This is a genomic window from Caproiciproducens galactitolivorans (assembly GCF_029266045.1).
Classification (GTDB): domain Bacteria; phylum Bacillota; class Clostridia; order Oscillospirales; family Acutalibacteraceae; genus Caproiciproducens; species Caproiciproducens galactitolivorans.
Map to the genome: position 1 here is coordinate 76,127 of NZ_JAJUFJ010000008.1, position 17,709 is coordinate 93,835.

General features: G+C 50.3%; 17 protein-coding genes and 1 pseudogene. 9 read left to right on the forward strand and 9 right to left on the reverse strand.

The features are described from left to right. Nucleotides 1-51: 51 nt before the first annotated feature. A pseudogene (locus tag P9B68_RS07410) lies at nucleotides 52-231 on the reverse strand (DUF255 domain-containing protein); the annotation flags it as partial. A gap of 202 nt (nucleotides 232-433) precedes the next feature. Between P9B68_RS07410 and P9B68_RS07415 the strand changes: the two are divergent. Continuing rightward, nucleotides 434-880 (forward strand): cupin domain-containing protein, encoded by a 447-nt coding sequence (locus P9B68_RS07415; protein WP_407932270.1) that lies wholly within the window; start codon nucleotides 434-436, stop codon nucleotides 878-880. Here the strand turns inward: P9B68_RS07415 and P9B68_RS07420 are convergent. The 8 genes from P9B68_RS07420 to P9B68_RS07455 form a co-directional block, all read right to left on the reverse strand. After that, nucleotides 823-1,461: a hypothetical protein gene (locus P9B68_RS07420; protein ID WP_277668782.1), complete on the reverse strand. Its 639-nt coding sequence runs from the start codon at nucleotides 1,459-1,461 to the stop codon at nucleotides 823-825. The two genes, P9B68_RS07415 and P9B68_RS07420, sit on opposite strands and share 58 nt — an antisense overlap. A gap of 22 nt (nucleotides 1,462-1,483) precedes the next feature. After that, nucleotides 1,484-2,182, reverse strand: coding sequence for an ABC transporter ATP-binding protein (locus P9B68_RS07425; protein ID WP_135660240.1), 699 nt, complete (start codon nucleotides 2,180-2,182; stop codon nucleotides 1,484-1,486). A gap of 20 nt (nucleotides 2,183-2,202) precedes the next feature. Continuing rightward, nucleotides 2,203-2,853, reverse strand: coding sequence for a hypothetical protein (locus tag P9B68_RS07430; protein ID WP_277668783.1), 651 nt, complete (start codon nucleotides 2,851-2,853; stop codon nucleotides 2,203-2,205). Nucleotides 2,854-2,868: 15 nt separating this feature from the next. Then, complete coding sequence (locus tag P9B68_RS07435) at nucleotides 2,869-4,245, reverse strand: ABC transporter permease (RefSeq protein ID WP_277668784.1); 1,377 nt, start codon at nucleotides 4,243-4,245, stop codon at nucleotides 2,869-2,871. Then, on the reverse strand, nucleotides 4,242-6,059 hold the full coding sequence (locus tag P9B68_RS07440; protein ID WP_277668785.1) for an efflux RND transporter periplasmic adaptor subunit: 1,818 nt from the start codon (nucleotides 6,057-6,059) through the stop codon (nucleotides 4,242-4,244). Before P9B68_RS07440 ends, P9B68_RS07435 begins: the two co-directional genes overlap by 4 nt. 109 nt (nucleotides 6,060-6,168) lie before the next feature. Beyond that, nucleotides 6,169-7,533, reverse strand: coding sequence for a sensor histidine kinase (locus P9B68_RS07445; RefSeq protein WP_277668786.1), 1,365 nt, complete (start codon nucleotides 7,531-7,533; stop codon nucleotides 6,169-6,171). Further along, complete coding sequence (locus P9B68_RS07450) at nucleotides 7,496-8,209, reverse strand: response regulator transcription factor (protein WP_277668787.1); 714 nt, start codon at nucleotides 8,207-8,209, stop codon at nucleotides 7,496-7,498. The genes P9B68_RS07445 and P9B68_RS07450 overlap by 38 nt, the downstream gene beginning before the upstream one ends. Nucleotides 8,210-8,492: 283 nt before the next feature. Then, on the reverse strand, nucleotides 8,493-9,290 hold the full coding sequence (locus P9B68_RS07455) for a tryptophan-rich sensory protein (RefSeq protein ID WP_277668788.1): 798 nt from the start codon (nucleotides 9,288-9,290) through the stop codon (nucleotides 8,493-8,495). Nucleotides 9,291-9,470: 180 nt separating this feature from the next. On the opposite strand from P9B68_RS07455, the gene P9B68_RS07460 reads away from it, so the two are divergent. The 8 genes from P9B68_RS07460 to hydF all read left to right on the forward strand — a co-directional run bounded on the left by P9B68_RS07460 (nucleotide 9,471) and on the right by hydF (nucleotide 17,672). Next, nucleotides 9,471-10,223, forward strand: coding sequence for a DeoR/GlpR family DNA-binding transcription regulator (locus P9B68_RS07460; protein WP_135660228.1), 753 nt, complete (start codon nucleotides 9,471-9,473; stop codon nucleotides 10,221-10,223). After that, nucleotides 10,220-11,143: a 1-phosphofructokinase gene (gene pfkB / locus P9B68_RS07465; protein WP_135660226.1), complete on the forward strand. Its 924-nt coding sequence runs from the start codon at nucleotides 10,220-10,222 to the stop codon at nucleotides 11,141-11,143. The genes P9B68_RS07460 and pfkB overlap by 4 nt, the downstream gene beginning before the upstream one ends. A 1-nt stretch (nucleotide 11,144) precedes the next feature. Then, the gene (locus tag P9B68_RS07470) at nucleotides 11,145-13,025 is read left to right on the forward strand and encodes a PTS fructose transporter subunit IIABC (protein ID WP_135660224.1); all 1,881 of its coding nucleotides are present in this window, start codon (nucleotides 11,145-11,147) and stop codon (nucleotides 13,023-13,025) included. Nucleotides 13,026-13,056: 31 nt separating this feature from the next. Then, complete coding sequence (locus P9B68_RS07475; RefSeq protein ID WP_135660222.1) at nucleotides 13,057-13,314, forward strand: HPr family phosphocarrier protein; 258 nt, start codon at nucleotides 13,057-13,059, stop codon at nucleotides 13,312-13,314. Between the two features lie 367 nt (nucleotides 13,315-13,681). After that, the gene (locus P9B68_RS07480) at nucleotides 13,682-13,948 is read left to right on the forward strand and encodes a TM1266 family iron-only hydrogenase system putative regulator (protein ID WP_135660220.1); all 267 of its coding nucleotides are present in this window, start codon (nucleotides 13,682-13,684) and stop codon (nucleotides 13,946-13,948) included. 12 nt (nucleotides 13,949-13,960) lie between these two features. Beyond that, a complete protein-coding gene (gene hydE / locus P9B68_RS07485; protein WP_277668789.1) occupies nucleotides 13,961-15,013 on the forward strand; it encodes a [FeFe] hydrogenase H-cluster radical SAM maturase HydE in 1,053 nt (350 codons plus the stop codon). A 13-nt stretch (nucleotides 15,014-15,026) separates the two neighbouring features. Further along, nucleotides 15,027-16,445 (forward strand): [FeFe] hydrogenase H-cluster radical SAM maturase HydG, encoded by a 1,419-nt coding sequence (hydG, locus tag P9B68_RS07490; RefSeq protein WP_277668790.1) that lies wholly within the window; start codon nucleotides 15,027-15,029, stop codon nucleotides 16,443-16,445. Between the two features lie 33 nt (nucleotides 16,446-16,478). Then, nucleotides 16,479-17,672, forward strand: coding sequence for a [FeFe] hydrogenase H-cluster maturation GTPase HydF (gene hydF / locus P9B68_RS07495; RefSeq protein ID WP_277668791.1), 1,194 nt, complete (start codon nucleotides 16,479-16,481; stop codon nucleotides 17,670-17,672). Nucleotides 17,673-17,709 lie beyond the last annotated feature (37 nt).

The following is a 17,709-nucleotide window of genomic DNA, read 5'->3' on the forward strand; positions in this document are numbered from 1 at the left end:
ATTATTGAAAATAAGCCGCTTTAAAATATGTTAAATTTGCTGTTAATGACAAACATGGCACCAATGGCAGGTTGAATAGCCGCTGGAAAGGAAAATCGGCTTCTTTTCCCTTTTTGCCACTTCAAAAGCTTCCTTTCCCCAAGGGAACCAGTTCACGGGATTATAGGCATGCTGGAGCAGGTAAGGAGATTTTTCATTTATCAACCGGTTGGGTACTCTATTTGTGTTCATGGCATTATTCCCCTTATTGCTAATTTTCATTAGTATCGTCCATCCTAAACGGTATTATTAATTTCGGTAATAAATGCAGCGTCGGCGGGGCGTGCTTCGACGTTGCTCTCGTCAACCATACTCAGAATGGAAATGTAGTGATTTTCTTCCAGAAAAACGCACACCTTTCGAAGGCTAAAAAAAGGGAGCGAGAGCCATTATCATGGAAAGAAAGGAATTCGAAAACATATCTGATTTTCCTCCATATTTCATCGGATTTAATGTTACTTTTGAGCCGGGTTGCCGTAACAATTGGCATATTCATCATGGCTGCGGGCAAACATTGTTCTGTGTTAAAGGGCGTGGCTGGTATCAGGAGTTCGGAAAAGAAGCACCGCCTTTTAAAAACGGTGATATCGTGTATATAGCACCGGAAATTAAACATTGGCAGGGAGCGGCACGGGATAAGACATTTACACATCTGTCTTTGTCTGTTCCAACGGAAGACTCCTTTACACAATGGCGCGAACCTGTAGCGGATGAAGAATATAATAGGTATCTCCTTTTTATGTTCTATACCTACATTGACATTGAAATAACAATAAAAGCGCATCAAGAAACCGTAACATTTAAATACCCGCAATATTTGGTATTGGGGTCAATTGCGTAAACCGTCGCGGTACCGGCTGATACGCCCTGAATTTCCCCGGTCGTTTTGTTCACAGATGCAACCGCATCCGAGGAAGAAACCCACAGAAGGTTTGCCGCACCGGTAGAAATTCCATTTACCTTGATATCATTTGCGGTATAGGAAGCGCCGCGGCCCACATTGACATTCTGCTGCGCAAATACAACGCCCGCTTCATCGGCGTTTACCGTGGCGGCCGAAGAGGACTGCCCGGAAACCGTAACCGGTACGATCGTGTTGACCCATCCCTCCGACACCGAATGCCTGCACCAGTAACTGACCGTGGTGCTGCCAGAGCCCACCGCAGTAATCACTACGCGGTTTTGGCTGTCAATGGAGGCACAGACAATATCCGTATTCTTAACGTTAAGATTGATTACGCCTGCATACTCCTCCGAAACATAGCTTGAGTTTTCTTTTAAGGTAATGCTCCCAAGTATAAGGTTGGAAGCGGCAATCTCTTCGCCGGCGGAAACCGGAACAGCAAAATGAAAAGCCGCAAAAATCCCCACCACCAACGCCAGAAGGGTTCCTATCCTTTTTTGATTCCATAACCGTTTCATAATGCTTCTCCTCTCATTGCATTTAATCAAGAAGTTCGGATTTGCTGCCTTCGTACAATTGGCCGTCAATGATTTTTACAATACGTTTCGCGCTCTTAGCCACATGCAGATCGTGGGTAATCATAACGATGGTATTTCCCATTTCGTTCAACTGCCGGAACAGCGCCAGCACCTCTTCCCCCGTTTCCCGGTCCAACGCTCCGGTCGGCTCGTCGGCCAAAAGAAGCTTTGGGGAACCCACCAGCGCCCTTGCGATTGCAATACGCTGCTGCTGGCCGCCGGAAAGCTCGTTCGGCCGGTGGTTTATCCGCTGTTCCCCGATTCCAAGCATCTTCAGCTTTTCCATAGACTGCTCCGCCGCCTCCCGGCGGGATACCCCGCGGATGAGAAGCGGCATCATGGTATTCTGCAGAGCTGTATATTTTTGAATCAGATGGTATCTTTGGAAAATAAATCCGATTTTCCGGTTGCGGACGCGGGTCAACTCCGCGTCGTTCATTTTATAAACCGGTTCCCCCGTCAGCCAGTACTCGCCTTCGTCGAAGCAATCCATACACCCGATGACGTTCATCAGCGTGCTTTTTCCGGAACCGGACGGGCCGAGAATCGCAAGAAATTCGCCGTCCCCAACTTCAATGGATATCCCCTTCAGGACTTCCTGTCGGTTCTCTCCTTGGCCGTAGGATTTTCTCAAATTTTTAATTTTGATAATTTGTTCCATAGCAAACCCCTCAGGACACTTTATTTGGACAGCACGCTTACACGCGTAATCTGTTTTGTACCGTCGCTCTGCGTCTGCTCCGTAATCACAAGAACCATACCCACCTTAATACTGGAAAAATCGCTAGCCCGTCTGGTCGAAACCGTTCCCATGCCGGAGGACGAACACCCTGCATCCTTGGAAGCGGCCGCATTTCCGCCAGCGCCCATTGCTCCCACATTAGGCGCACTCCTGCTGCTTCCCGATGCGTTCGAGCCGTCCTGCCCCGCATTGGAAAGGGTCAGCCCGACCGGAATCAAAAAGGTTTGCGTTTCCCCCGTCAGGGTGATATCGGAAGAATCGGAACCGGAGGCCGACGATTTTGCCGAGGAAGCTTCCTGCGCGGAAGAAGACGAGCTTTCCTGCTGTCCCTGCGTGGAACCCGATCCGAAGCGTCCACTTTTGTTGCTCGTTCCAATGGAAAGCACTACCTGGTTGCCGGTTACCGACTTGACTTTTCCGTAGATTCGGATCTGGGACGTATCCTTTTCCTCACGCCCGCTTTGGGCACCGAATTTTTTGAAACCGTCGCCCTGCGAACCGCTGTTCCCATTCTGCTGCGAGCAGCCAACCGCAAAAACGGCAGCCAACAAAACGGCCAGCCCTGTAAACAGCAATAATTTTTTCCTCATGATATCAACCTCCCGTTATTTCTGAGATAACGCTTCAATCGGCATTAAGGAAGCTGCTTTCCACGCAGGATAAAAGCCGAACAGCGTTCCCGTGCAAACCGCGAAAAGCATGGCGTAAATGCCGCTGACGGCAAGCGGGGCAACAGTCATGCCGCTCAGCCGGACAACCGGAACAAGCGCAAACCCGGCTGCAACGCCCATAACCCCGCCAAAAATACTGATAAAATTTGCTTCGGATAAAAACTCCAGAAGAATTTCCCGTTTCGAACAGCCCAGCGCTTTCAGAATCCCTATTTCCTGCGTGCGCTCCTTAACGGACACGAACAGCACATTCATGATTCCGATTCCTCCTACAATAAAGACAATGCAGGCAACCGCTATCAACAGCCGGGAAAGGGTCTTTGCAGAAGATGTCGCGGCTTCCATACTGCTGCCCGCGTCCGTAACAGTAAAGTTCGCGTTGGAATGGTCTTCCATCAGGATTGATTTGATTTCCTCCATTTTCTCCGCGACCTGATTTACGTCGGACACAATCGCCGTAATCTGCGACACCGCGTTGTTGCCAAACACATATTTCAGGGCGGTAGAATAAGGAACAAAAATCGAATTGTCGGGGCTGATCCCGGAGGAAACCGACCCCATTTTGGAAAGCACCCCGACAATCTCGTACGTTTTCCCTTCGATGGAAAGGCTTTCCCCCACCGCAGAATAGGCGCTTCCGAAAATATCCTGCGCCAGCGTGTATCCGATAACCGCCACCTTATTCTTGCTGTCCTGATCGTCATCGCTGATAAAATCGCCCTGCAGCAGTTCCAGATTGCATATGCTCTGATAGTTGCTTTGCACGCCAACCGTGGTGTATTCCGTTTCCTCAGTTAAATCGCCGCCTTCCACCTTCGCGGTTGCGCTGGTATAGATGGACACGTCGGAAAGCCCGGTGACGAGGGAAGAAATCGTATCCACATCGGTGGTGGAAAGGACTGCGGATTGTTTTTTCGCAAGATTTCCTCCAAAGCCGCTTCGGCTGCCGGATCGGTTCCCTGCTGTTCCGCCGGGCATTCCACCAGGCATTCCTCCCTGCATGCCGCTGGGCATATCACCCGGCATATCGCCTCCTGGGCCGAAGCTCCCCTGCATCATCTGATCGCGCATTTCCGCCTCCGTACTGACGGAGATGTTAATGGATCCGGCATTTAGGGTTTTAAACTGCTTCTGAACATCCACCTCTCCCCCATGCCCGACGGCAATTACCATGACAATGGTTGCAGAGCCGACAATGATGCCAAGCGAAGTCAGAATCACTTTAAATTTATTTTCCATTATATTGATCCAGACAAGATGCAGAATTTCCGTAAAACGCATTTTGCCGTACAAACCCGTATCCTGCGTCATTTTGCGCTCACCGTACTTTCCGCCAGCACGGTATCTCCTTCTGCCAGGCCGCTGGTAACCTCTACATTCGTTCCGTTGGAAAATCCGGTCTTTACGCTTTTTTCCGTAGTGCTGCCGTCTTGGTTTTTCACAAGAACGGTAGAAACGCCGTTATCAAAACGGATTGCCTTATTGTTTACATACAGCACGTTCTTCACCCGCTTCTGAATTATGGTTGCTTCCCCGCTCATTCCGGTATAAACGGTGCCAACGTCGTTGTCGGTTCCGGTCATTTTTACAACCACCGTATAGGTTACGGAAGAGGAGCCGCTGCGGGCGGGTTCCGCCGTAATGCTTTCCACCATCGCGTCAAAGGACTGGTTGTCATAGGCGGAAAGGGTAATGGAAGCTTCCTGCCCGATGCTGATACCGGTAATGTCATCTTCGGAAATCGAGACGGAAAGCGACACGGAATCCGGCTTGGAAATCTCCATAATGGCCGTCGAGGCCGGCACGGTGTCGCCCGCCTTGTACGAAACGGTCGCCACAATCCCGTCGCATGGGCTGGTAATTACACCGTTCCCGTCCAGGGCATTGTTGATTTCATCCAATTCCCTTTGCAGCTTGTCACAGTTTTCCTGCTGTTCGCTTACTGCCAGAGCCAACTGATTCACCGTAAGGTTATACGTATCGTCAGCGTACGCAGCGGTATTCAAGTCCTTTTCCTCGGTTGTTTTCGCTTCGTTCGAGGTAATCTGCGCAGTCTTCTTCGCCTTTGAAAGGGCATATTCGTCCGATTTAACGCTTTGCTGAAGCGACGTTACCTTTGCGTCAAGATCCGTTCCCGCAACGGGATATTTGTCCGAATAAGTTTCTTTAAAATCATTGTAAGCCTTCGAATAGTTCGTATATTCCGCCTCAGCCTGGTCAAGCTTTGCCTGCAAATTCTCTTGCTGTTGGATGATATCGCCCGCTACGTTATTATAGTAAGCATCCAAGGCATCCTTTGCGGAATCATACTCGAGTTTGGCCGTATCCTCATCTTCCCCGTTCGAATCAGAGCCGTATTTTGCCGAAATATAATTTGCCCTTGCTGTTTCCACAGCGTCCTTTAGTTTCTCATATGCGCTGATAATCGCGTTATTATCCGTCTTAAAGACGGAAAGCTGATTGCTATAGCTCGTTTGGTTTGTCTTGGCGTCATCCATCCACTGCTTTAGCTTTTGAAGCTTCGCATAATCGGACGCCCACGTTTTCTGAAGCGCCTGATATTTTGCAAGCTCTTTCCGATCCTTTTCCAAATTTTCCTGTGCCACCGCAATATCGTTCTGAATGGACGCTTCTGTTAATGCCCTTGTAACCGGCGCGGTCTGCGCAAGTGCTTTGCTCGATTCATAGGTAATTTTCGCAGCGGCAAGCTTGCTTTTCTGGTCGGTTAGCGCCTGCTGAAGGGAAACCTTCGCTGTCTCAAGCTTCTGGCGTGTCTCGGAACTGTTATCGTTTACGCTGTCTAGGTTCAGTCGCAGCAGCGCGTCTCCTTTTTTTACTGTCTGTCCGGATTTTACCGATACCGAGCTGATGGTACACGCAATGGGAAAGGTAATGTTCTGCGTATCCAGCGACACGGTTCCGGATTCCGTTGTGCCAACCGTCACATCCCCTTTTGCGACGCTGTATTCACGGTAGGTCTTTGTGCTCTGGGGTGCATTGTGTTTCAATACAGCAAAAATTGCTGCAACCGAAATGGCGGACACTAATACCCCCGCCGTAACAAAAATCGTTATTTTCTTATGCAGTTGCGTAAAATTCCGGATACTTTCCAGTTTTTCTTTCATAGCAAACCTCCGATTCCATATATTCGCTAACTATTAAAGGATAATTATGGAATGTGATGGATTGCAAAAAACTGGATGAAAATTTGATGAAAAAAACGTCCGGCCTATGTCAGGCCGGACGTTCCGTCGTTTCTGTATTTCGTGTATCTGGGAAAATAAATGTGAATCTTGTTCCGCTGCCCAGCTTGCTTTCCAACCGGATTTCTCCGCTGTGGCGTTCGACAATCCATTTGACAATGGACAGACCCAAGCCGGACGAGCCTTTTGTTCCGCGTGAGCGCACCGCGTCGGCTTTGTAAAAACGATCGAAAATATACGGAAGGTCTTTGTCCGCAATTCCCATTCCCGTATCCACAATTTCAATCTCTACACAGCCCGGCCCCCGGCGGCAAGAAATACGGATTTCGCCCCCCGGAGGAGTATATTTCATACTGTTGTCCAATACCGCGCGGACAGCCTCTTTTATCAAAGCCGGGTCGGCTGTGAGGAAAACACCCGGTTCAATCTCCGATACGACAGCATGCTCCCTGCTGATCAGCTTGGTATCCTCGGCAATGCTGTCAATCAGGTTGCTCACGTTAAACCGTTCAAAGCTGATTAGCTGGGTTTGCTGGTCAGCCCGCGCCAGAAACAGCAGGCGCTCTACAAGCTGCTTCATATTTTCGGTTTCTTCTACGATTTTTTCAACAGACTCGTCCCTTACTTCCGGGTCCTCGCTGCCCCAGCGGCGCAAAAGGTTTGCATAGCCGGAAATAACCGAAAGCGGCGTGCGCAGCTCATGGGAAGCATCGGAAACAAACCGCTTCTGCTGCTCATAGGAGGCTTGAATCCGGTCCAGCATACCATTAAACGTTTCCGCCAATTCTTTCAGTTCATCGTTCGAGTGAACCGTATCAATGCGCCTACTGAGGTCTTTCGCGGAAATTGATCGCGCCGCTGCGGTCATATTGTAAATCGGCCGCATCATCTTCCGTATAAGGAGTGCCCCGCTGATGGAAATAACCAGAAGTAGAGCAGATAAGATCACTAAAAAACCCGTTGCGGAAATGTTCCCCGCAATCGAAATGCTTTCGCAGTCGACGACCGTAACAGTAGCTTTTCTGCAGGGGCGGTCTATACTCCTTACGGTATTGGCATAATTTCCCTTCCCGCCCGGCTTCTTCCCAAAGGTGAGGGTCGTACCTTCATGCTCATACCGGATTTCAATATAAACTTTGTTCGCCTTTGCAAAAGCATCAAAATCAAAATCTTGTCCTCTCCCATGCTTCAGACGTTCCTCTACCATCGAAGCGACGCTGTCCAGGTGCCGCATGTGAACCGCCCGAATCGTAATTGCCCATGAAAGGAATCCCACCGTGGCGGCAAGAAGCAGTCCGAACATTGAAGTGTAGATCGCGGTTGCCTTTAAAGCAATCGAGAATTTAATGTTTTTTCTGTCACCAGCGAATTTTTTTAACAGGTTCATTTTTTTCATTTAAGTTAATGATGTATCCTACCCCGCGGATGGTACGGATCAGCTCCACATGATAGCGGTAATCGATCTTATTGCGAAGATACCGTATGTAGACATCCACCAGATTGGTTTTCCCCTTAAAATTGTATCCCCACACCTGTTCCATCAGCCGATCGCGCGAACAGACCATGTCGTGATTTTTCAAAAGATAAAACAAAAGGTCGAACTCCCGCTTTGTTAAATAGATCGGTTCTCCGGCGTAAGAAACGGAGCGTTTCGCTACGTCAACGACCAGCTTTCCTGCCGTCAGGATTTGGGGCGGTTCCGGGGGCTCCGCTTTTTTCAGCGCCAAACGCATACGAGCGAGAAGTTCTTCAATGGCAAAGGGCTTCGTCAGATAATCGTTTGCGCCGCCGTCCAGACCCGAAACCTTGTCTGCAACCGCGTCTTTCGCCGTAAGCATGATGACCGGCGTTTTTGAAGCGTTCCGAAATCTTCTTAAAACTTCCATTCCGTCCATTGATGGAAGCATAATATCCAGCAGAATAATATCAAATTTTTCTGTTAAGGCACGTTCAAGACCGCTGAAACCATCGTACTCCTTTTCCACGATGTATCCTTCGTGATTTAATTCCAATTCCAAAAAACGGACACTGTTTTTATCATCGTCTATAATAAGAACTTTTTGACCGGTCATAGCTTCGCATCCTCTCTATACGGGATTTCGTGATTCGAAAACCGGCTATATTTCTATGGAAAATTTTGCATAAAACATGGATATTTTATCCATTCATAAATTTATTATAAATTGGTGTTTGAAAAAAGTCAACGAACAACTCCCGATAAGGGTAAAACCTTGTAAAAAGCGGCAAACACAATCGTTTCCTATCCGGAAAGAACCGCTGAAATATAAAAAAGGGCCCGCGGCGGCTTCCTGCCGCAGGCGCCTTTCCACTTATGTAAGAATGTTGAATCAGACTTTAGAGCTTAATTGGGTGTTTTCTGTTGGCAGCTGATAGAAAAAGGATCGAAAGTACTAGAACAATCATGCTGAAAACGGCTACGACAATCACCACATGATACTGCCCGTTAAATCCATCAGGCGAAATATGTTTCATGAAAATCCCGGCAAAGGCCCACAGTACAGCCAGTCCGTACCCTATATTCTTTCGGTTGACCACACCGCAGACGCCTGCGACAAGTGCCAGCACCATTGCAATCGCCGTCCATGTCTGGTTGGAAAACCCGGTGAACCCTATGCTGACCAGCCACACGATGACATTAGCAATGGCGGCAACAGTCACCCATCCGAAATAAAGGCTGAACGGCAGTTTTACAAAAATCCATTCTTTCCCTGAAAATTCCTTTTTGTCAAGCCGAGACCCGATCACCGCCAAGCCGGCGAGCAGCGCAAGCAGAAGCAGGACGGAAAGGAAAATCATCCGGTAATGCCATGCAAAAAGCCACGCAACATTGGCCAAAGAAGTCGCCGCGAAAAGATATCCGATTTCCATTATGTAATCGTCCCTCGTATTTTCACTTCCGTTAAAAACGCCGAATTGGTAAAGCACAAACAGCGCCAGCAGAAAATAGATGCCCCCCCAAATCGAAAATGTGCAGGAAGCCGGGGTAAAAAGATTGGGATAGGCTTCGGATACCTCCCCCGTAGTAACTCCGTTTATTGGGAGAAGGTTTGCGAGGATATTGATAATTACCAGAAAAACAAATGCGGCCGTATTCAGAATTTTTAAGGCGGCCGGCCCTTTCATGTCTGCCATGAATATCACCCCCCATAGTATATGAGAATTCATCGGATAAAATAATAAAAACAGAAAAAGATATATCGGATTTGTCATTTTGCTAAAATTCAATTGACTGATTTTGGTTGTTTATTTGGTTGAATTTGATTGACTCTGACTGTATTTGAGTGTATTATAAAGTAAAAGGAGGGGATACCGTTGTTACCAGAAGAAAGATACGCTGCCATACTGAAAATGGTGGAAGAGAAAAGGGCTGTTACCGTATCGGAACTGACAGAAGCGCTTAACAGCTCCGAATCCACCATCCGCAGGGATTTGGCTGCGCTCGACAATATCGGGAAGTTAAATAAGGTCCACGGCGGTGCAACCGCAATCGACGTTTTCTATAGCACAAAGGACGACGACGTTTCTATCCGCCAGTCCCGCAATACGGAGCAGAAAAACGCCATCGGGAAATACGCGGCGTCTCTCATTCAGGAAAACGACTTTGTTTATATTGACGCGGGCACAACAACGGAAGCGCTCATTAATTATATAACGGAAAAAAACGCAGTTTACGTAACAAACGGAGCGGCCCTTGCGAAAAAACTGGCGCAGAAGGGCTGCAAGGTTTTTATCCTCGGCGGAGAGCTGAAAGTGGCAACGGACGCGGTTGTGGGCAACGAAGCGATTGCCTGCCTTCAAAAGTACAACTTTACAAAGGGTTTTTTCGGCACAAACGGAATCAGTACAAAAAGCGGCTATACCACGCCGGATGTGAGTGAAGCGTTGGTAAAAGCCGAGGCGCTTTCGAAATGTAGTGAAAAATACATTCTGGCGGACCCGAGCAAATTCAACAGCATTTCCCCTATCACTTTCGCCACCCTTGGATCGGCTGCGATCATTACAACGGTGTTAGAAGACCAGCAGTACAAAAAATATACGAATGTATTGGAGACTGATAAACCATGATTTACACGGTAACCTTCAATCCGTCCCTTGATTACATCGTGAAAGTAGATTCCTTCCGGCTGGGGGAGGTTAACCGCACCTACTCGGAAAAAATGCTTCCCGGAGGAAAGGGAATCAACGTATCCATCGTATTGAAAAACCTTGGCATCCAAAGCGTTGCCATGGGCTTTATTGCGGGCTTTACCGGGGACGAAATCCAAAAGCGCCTGAACGACTTCGGCTGTGAATCAGATTTTATTCGCCTCCAAAGCGGCTTGTCGCGAATCAACGTGAAGCTGAAATCAAACGAAGAAAGTGAAATCAACGGGCGTGGACCCCGGATTCGCGAAATGGACATAAAAAAATTGTTCGACCGGATTGACCGGATTTCAGACGGTGACGTGCTGGTCCTTGCCGGAAGCATCCCCAACACGCTTCCGGAGGATATCTACGAAAAAATCCTGGACCGCCTGAAAGGAAAAAACATTCTGGCGGTTGTGGACGCAACCCGCAACCTGCTTGTAAATGTTTTGAAATACCATCCCTTCTTAATCAAGCCAAACAACCATGAACTGGGCGAACTGTTCGGACGGAAACTGCAAAACGACGAAGACATCATCCGGTGCGCGAAAGAGCTGCAAAGCAGGGGCGCGCGGAACGTACTGGTTTCCATGGCGGGCGAAGGTGCGATTCTGGTAGAAGAAACCGGCAAGACGTATAAAAGCCCGGCGCCAAAAGGCGTTGTTCGTAACTCCGTAGGCGCGGGCGATTCCATGGTGGCCGGGTTCCTCGCCGGATATCTCGCCAACAGGGACTATCAGGAAGCTTTCCGCACAGGCATTGCCGCGGGAAGCGCAAGCGCATTTAGTGAGGATCTCGCTTCAAAAGAAGATATTCAGGCACTATTAAGGCAAATCGAAACAATTCAGAGGAGGAGTTAAAATGCGTATTACCGATTTGTTGAGCGAAAAAGGCATTGATCTGAATGCAAATCCGAAATCCAAAGCGGACGCGATCGACAGGCTTGTCGATCTGATGGATCAAAACGGAAATTTGAAGGACAAAGAAGAATACAAACGGCGCGTACTGGACAGGGAAAAAGAAGGTACGACGGGAATCGGCGAAGGCGTAGCGATCCCGCATGCGAAAACAAGCGCGGTATCGCGGGCCGGATTAAGCGCGATGGTCGTTAAAGACGGGGTCGATTATGAATCGCTCGACGGCGAACCCGCCCGCCTCCTGTTTCTGATCGCCGCGCCGCAGACAGAGGAAAACATCCATCTGGACGTGCTGGGCCGTCTGTCCGCATTGCTGACGGACGACGCTTTCCGCAAAAATCTGATTCAGGCAAAAAGCAAGGCGGAATTTCTTGAACTTATTAATGACGCGGAAACAAAAAAGCTTGCACAGGAGCAGAAAGAAGAAAAGCCCGAAGGATACCGCCTTCTCGCGGTAACCGCCTGCCCGACAGGCATCGCCCACACCTATATGGCGGCGGAGAGCCTGGAAAAAGCGGCGAAAAAGCTGGGCGTCAGCCTGAAAGTGGAAACCGACGGCTCCGGCGGAGCGGAAAATGTCCTGACCAAAGAGGAAATCGCCCAGGCGGAATGCATCATTATTGCGGCGGACCGGCAGGTCGAAATGCCCCGCTTCAACGGCAAAAAGGTTCTGCAGGTAAAGGCGTCCGACGGCATCAACCGCGCCCCGGAACTGATTCAGCGCGCGCTGGACGGGAATGCACCCGTATTCCACAGCAGTCCCGACGGACAATCCGAGGAAGCGGCTCTGGAAAACGAAGGCGTTGGGCGGCAGATTTACAAGCACTTAATGAACGGCGTTTCCCACATGCTCCCGTTTGTCATCGGCGGCGGCATTTTAACCGCACTCTCCTTCCTGTTTGACAACTATGCAATCGATCCTTCCAAATTCGGAAGCAACACCCCGCTTGCCGCTTTTCTGAATACGGTCGGCGGCGCGGCGTTCGGCTTTATGCTTCCGATTCTTGCCGGGTACATTGCAATGAGCATCGGCGACCGCCCCGCGCTTGTGGCCGGTTTTGTCGGCGGCGCGCTGGCTGTTTCCGGGGGCTCTGGTTTTCTGGGCGCCCTGCTCGCGGGCTTTATCGGCGGATACCTGGCGCTCGGCCTGAAGAAGCTGTTCAGCGGCCTGCCGAAAAACCTTGAGGGGATCAAGCCCGTTCTGCTGTATCCGTTTTTCGGCGTGCTGGTGATGGGCCTGCTTATGACCTTTATCGTCAACCCACCCCTCTCCGCGTTCAATAAATGGCTGACAGACAGCCTGAACGGCATGGGCAGTGCCAGTAAGCTTCTGCTGGGCATCCTTCTTGGCGCGATGATGTCCATTGACTTCGGCGGTCCGATCAACAAGGCGGCTTACGTATTCGGCACCGCGTCCCTCGCATCGGGCAATTTCAATATTATGGCGGCGGTTATGGTCGGCGGAATGGTTCCTCCGCTTGCGATCGCCCTTTGCACAACCTTCTTTAAAAACCGTTTTACAGCTCAGGAACGCCAGTCCGGCGTGGCTAACTATGTGATGGGCCTGTCCTTTATTACGGAAGGCGCGATTCCCTTTGCCGCCGCCGACCCCCTGCGGGTGATTCCCGCCTGTGCGATCGGCTCCGGAATTGCCGGCGGGCTTTCCATGCTTTTCGACTGCACTCTGCGCGCGCCGCATGGCGGCATCTTCGTATTCCCCGTGGTCGGCAACCCGCTGTTGTATATCGTTGCCCTTCTCGCAGGCTCCGTCGCGGGAATGCTTTTACTGGCTATTTTGAAAAAACCTGTCGATGAACAGGAATAAACCATATAAATCATGAGAAAAGGAAGCTGTAATGAAAGAATTCTGTTATGTTATTACCGACCCGGAAGGGATTCACGCAAGGCCGGCAGGAATGCTTGTGAAAGAAGCCGGAAAATTCACCTCCTCCATCAGGCTTATAAAAAACGGAAAAGCCGCGGACGCGAAACGCATTTTTTCCGTCATGAGCCTGGCCGCTAAAAAGGGCGAAACCATTCAAGTAACCGTCGACGGCCCCGACGAAGAAAACGCCGCCGCGGCAATCCGTGATTTTTTAGAAAAGAACCTTTGAAAATCTCCCTCTATTTGAGATAGTTCTCTCCCCTGGCCTTCGTATGCTACCACCATACGGAGGCTTTTCCTAAATTTGTACGGCGAATTCTTTCCTGCGCATCTTGACTCCGGCTTAAAATATGATATAATTTTGACAATACTATAGGTGAGTCGGAAAGACGAATTCTTACGGCAAACCTTGTGTACTTGAAAAAGAAATCGTACTGACTGCATGAGGGTTCGTCCCAAATGGAAAGGCGAGTGAATAGTAATGAAACCGGGGAACTGTCGTGCCCCGGTCTTGCTTTGCTGTCCCTGTGCCTTACCGGCACAGGGATTTTTTCTTTTCAGGCTTCACAAAATTTCGATAGGAAGAAGGGATGGAAATGGATTCACGAATCGCGCTTATTGGCATTGTGGTCGAAAACACCGACTCCGTCGAAAAAATCAACGCGATTCTGCACGAGTACGGAGAATACATTATCGGCAGGATGGGTGTACCCTACCATAAACGCCATATCTCCGTCATCAGCGTTGTCATGGACGCGCCCAACAACGTCATCAGCGCACTCTCCGGCAAACTGGGCATGCTGCCCCATGTCAGCACGAAAACCGTTTATTCCAAGCTGCCCGCTTCGGAAGCGCAACAGTAAGGACAACTGCCAATGAAAGAATTAATTGACAAGCTATATAAACAAAATATACTGCGTAAAGACGAGCTTTGCGCTCTGCTGGACAATCTGACGGCAAAAAGCGCCCCCTACCTTTTTGAAAAGGCAAGGAGCGTTACAAACAGGAATTTCGGCAACCGGATTTATGTACGCGGGCTGATTGAATTCACGAATTACTGCAAGAACGACTGTTTCTACTGTGGAATCCGGAAAAGCAACCGAAACGCCAAACGGTACCGCCTGACCAAGGAAGAGATCTTATCCTGCTGCGAAAACGGGTATTCCCTCGGCTTCCGCACCTTTGTTTTACAGGGCGGCGAGGACCCGTTCTATACGGATGACAAGATTGCCGACCTAGTGTTCTCCATCAAAAAAGCATACCCCGACTGCGCCGTAACTCTTTCCATCGGGGAAAAAAGCGAAGAAGCCTACCGCAGATTCCGCGAAGCCGGTTCCGACCGCTACCTTTTGCGGCACGAAACGGCAAACCCGGAGCATTACGGAAAGCTGCACCCGCCGGAGCTTTCCCTTGCGAACCGCATGCGCTGCCTGGAACAGCTGAAAGGGCTCGGCTATCAGACCGGCACGGGCTTTATGGTCGACTCGCCTTACCAGACAACGGAAAACCTTGCCGAAGACCTGCTTTTTATCAAGCGATTTGACCCGCAGATGGTGGGGATCGGCCCTTTTGTCCCCCATCACGACACGCCCTTTGCCGATTTCCCGGCGGGAAAACTGGAAAGGACGCTGCATTTAATCAGCATTTTACGGCTGATGCTTCCGAACGCCCTGCTCCCCGCCACAACCGCCCTTGGCACCATTCATCCGGAAGGACGGGAAAAAGGGATTTTAGCCGGAGCAAACGTAGTCATGCCGAATCTTTCCCCGGTGGGCGTGCGGAAAAAGTACGAGCTTTACGACAACAAAATCTGTACTGGGGAGGAAGCCGCCGAGTGCCGTTTCTGCCTTCAGAACCGTATGCGGAAAATCGGATACGAAATTGTGGTGGACCGCGGCGATTACCGTCCCGCAAAAATGAACGATTAAAGGAGTTTTCACGATGTACGACTGCAAATCAAGAATCGCAACCGAATTCATCAACGACGAGGAAATACTGGACACCCTCGAATACGCGCGAAAAAACAAGAGCAACCGAGCGCTGATCGACAGCCTGCTCGAACGCGCGAAGGACTGCAAGGGCCTGACCCACCGGGAAGCCGCTGTGCTTCTTGAATGCGACCTGCCGGATGAAAACGAAAAAATGTTTCAGCTTGCAAAAGAAATCAAGTTGCGTTTTTACGGAAACCGGATCGTTCTGTTCGCGCCGTTGTACCTGTCAAACTACTGCGTCAACGGCTGCGTATACTGCCCCTACCATCATAAAAATAAGACCATTACCCGCAAAAAACTGACACAGGAGGAAATCGCCCGCGAGGTCATCGCGCTGCAGGATATGGGACACAAGCGGCTGGCGCTGGAAACCGGTGAAGACCCCGTCAACTGCCCGATCGAATACGTTCTGGAAAGCATCCACACGATTTACAACATCAAACATAAAAACGGAGCCATCCGCCGCGTAAACGTAAATATCGCCGCCACAACAGTAGAAAATTACCGCAAGCTGAAGGAAGCCGGAATCGGCACCTACATCCTGTTTCAGGAAACCTACAATAAAAAAAGCTACGAGGAGCTTCACCCAACCGGACCAAAGAGCAATTACGCCTACCATACCGAGGCAATGGACCGCGCAATGGAAGGCGGCATCGACGACGTAGGCATCGGTGTACTGTTCGGGCTAAATATGTACCGCTATGACTTCGTCGGGCTGCTGATGCACGCGGAGCACCTGGAAGCCGCCATGGGCGTTGGCCCTCACACGATCAGCGTACCGCGCATCCGGCCCGCCGACGACATTGACCCCGCCAACTTTACTAACGCCATTTCGGACGAAATCTTCGAAAAAATTGTAGCCGTCCTGCGGATTGCGGTTCCGTACACCGGCATGATCATTTCCACCCGCGAATCGCAGAAAACCCGTGAGCGCGTCCTTGATCTGGGCGTCTCCCAAATCAGCGGCGGTTCCCGCACCAGCGTCGGCGGTTACTGCGAGCCTGAGCCGGAAGAGGAAAACACCTCACAGTTCGACGTGAACGACACCCGTACGCTGGACCAAGTCGTCAACTGGCTGCTGGGACTCGGCTACATACCGAGCTTCTGCACGGCTTGCTACCGTTCCGGACGGACGGGTGACCGCTTTATGCAGCTTGTAAAATCCGGCCAGATTGCGAACTGCTGCCATCCGAACGCGCTGATGACGCTGAAAGAATATCTGGAGGATTATGCGTTGACGGACACAAGGCAAAAGGGCGAAGCGCTGATTGCGAAAGAAGTCCAGAATATTCCGAACGAAAAAGTCCGCGCAACCGCCATGGAATATTTAACGGAACTGCACCATGGGAAACGCGATTTCCGTTTCTAAGCAGCGAAAGAAAAAGGAAAAGAGGGAAGAAAGATGAGTTTAACGGATACCCCAAGGGCAAACCGCCTGCACATTGGCATCTTCGGAAAGCGCAACAGCGGGAAATCCTCGCTGGTGAACGCGCTTACCCGGCAGGAAACCGCGCTGGTTTCGGATGTGGCCGGAACCACGGCCGACCCGGTCTTTAAGTCCATGGAAATCCACGGAATCGGGCCCTGCGTCTTTATCGACACCGCCGGCTTCGACGACGTGGGCGAGCTGGGGCAAATGCGCGTGGATAAAACCAAAAAGGTGATTGACCGAACAGATATCGCCCTTGTTGTTTTCAGCGGCCGGGACTTTTCGCAGGAAACCGCATGGGTGCATACCCTGCGCAAGCGGAAGATTCCCGTCATCTCGGTACTGAACAAATCGGACCTCCTTCCCGATTCGGGACAGCTCATTCAGGAAATTGAAAAAGCCTGCGGGTTAAAACCGGTTCTTGTCAGCGCAAAAGAAAGAACCGGAATGGAGAAAATTCGCGAGGAGCTAATTCGCCTTCTTCCTGAGGATTACGACGTAAAAAGCATTACCGGCGGCCTTGCGGAAAACGGCGACATTGTCCTGCTCGTCATGCCGCAGGACATTCAGGCCCCGAAAGGGCGGCTGATTCTTCCGCAAGTACAAACCATCCGCGACCTTCTGGACAAAAAATGTATCGTGCTAAGCGCGACGACCGACAAGCTGGACGAGTCCCTCGCCTGCCTGAAAGAACCGCCGAATCTGATCATCACCGATTCACAGGTTTTCAAGACTGTTTATGAGAAAAAGCCGAAGGAAAGCAAGCTGACCTCTTTTTCCATTCTATTCGCAAATTACAAGGGCGACCTGAATTACTATGTGGAAAGCGCCCATGCCATCGATTTCCTTTCGCAGGACTCCAGGGTACTGATTGCCGAAGCCTGCACCCACGCCCCGCTTGCGGAGGATATCGGCCGCGAAAAAATCCCCCGCATGCTGCGGAAAAGGTTCGGAGAAAAACTGACGGTGAACGTTGTGAGCGGTACGGATTTTCCGGAGGATTTAACGTATTATGACCTAGTTATCCAATGCGGCGCCTGTATGTTTAACCGGAAATATGTGCTGTCCCGCATTGAACGCGCCCGCGCGCAGGGTGTACCCATGACAAACTACGGCGTTGCAATCGCCTATCTTTCCGGCATTCTTGACAAGATTGACTTACATTAAAAGAAAGGGAAGCCCCGTTTGGGCTTCCCCTTCTTTT

What these genes read in the sequence shown, in the direction of transcription:
- P9B68_RS07415 (WP_407932270.1), top strand. Translation starts at nt 434, where the DNA reads ATGGAAAGAAAGGAATTCGAAAACATATCTGATTTTCCTCCATATTTC.
- P9B68_RS07420 (WP_277668782.1), bottom strand. Translation starts at nt 1,461, where the DNA reads ATGAAACGGTTATGGAATCAAAAAAGGATAGGAACCCTTCTGGCGTTG.
- P9B68_RS07425 (WP_135660240.1), bottom strand. Translation starts at nt 2,182, where the DNA reads ATGGAACAAATTATCAAAATTAAAAATTTGAGAAAATCCTACGGCCAA.
- P9B68_RS07430 (WP_277668783.1), bottom strand. Translation starts at nt 2,853, where the DNA reads ATGAGGAAAAAATTATTGCTGTTTACAGGGCTGGCCGTTTTGTTGGCT.
- P9B68_RS07435 (WP_277668784.1), bottom strand. Translation starts at nt 4,245, where the DNA reads ATGACGCAGGATACGGGTTTGTACGGCAAAATGCGTTTTACGGAAATT.
- P9B68_RS07440 (WP_277668785.1), bottom strand. Translation starts at nt 6,059, where the DNA reads ATGAAAGAAAAACTGGAAAGTATCCGGAATTTTACGCAACTGCATAAG.
- P9B68_RS07445 (WP_277668786.1), bottom strand. Translation starts at nt 7,533, where the DNA reads ATGAAAAAAATGAACCTGTTAAAAAAATTCGCTGGTGACAGAAAAAAC.
- P9B68_RS07450 (WP_277668787.1), bottom strand. Translation starts at nt 8,209, where the DNA reads ATGACCGGTCAAAAAGTTCTTATTATAGACGATGATAAAAACAGTGTC.
- P9B68_RS07455 (WP_277668788.1), bottom strand. Translation starts at nt 9,290, where the DNA reads ATGGCAGACATGAAAGGGCCGGCCGCCTTAAAAATTCTGAATACGGCC.
- pfkB (WP_135660226.1), top strand. Translation starts at nt 10,220, where the DNA reads ATGATTTACACGGTAACCTTCAATCCGTCCCTTGATTACATCGTGAAA.
- P9B68_RS07470 (WP_135660224.1), top strand. Translation starts at nt 11,145, where the DNA reads ATGCGTATTACCGATTTGTTGAGCGAAAAAGGCATTGATCTGAATGCA.
- P9B68_RS07475 (WP_135660222.1), top strand. Translation starts at nt 13,057, where the DNA reads ATGAAAGAATTCTGTTATGTTATTACCGACCCGGAAGGGATTCACGCA.
- P9B68_RS07480 (WP_135660220.1), top strand. Translation starts at nt 13,682, where the DNA reads ATGGATTCACGAATCGCGCTTATTGGCATTGTGGTCGAAAACACCGAC.
- hydE (WP_277668789.1), top strand. Translation starts at nt 13,961, where the DNA reads ATGAAAGAATTAATTGACAAGCTATATAAACAAAATATACTGCGTAAA.
- hydG (WP_277668790.1), top strand. Translation starts at nt 15,027, where the DNA reads ATGTACGACTGCAAATCAAGAATCGCAACCGAATTCATCAACGACGAG.
- hydF (WP_277668791.1), top strand. Translation starts at nt 16,479, where the DNA reads ATGAGTTTAACGGATACCCCAAGGGCAAACCGCCTGCACATTGGCATC.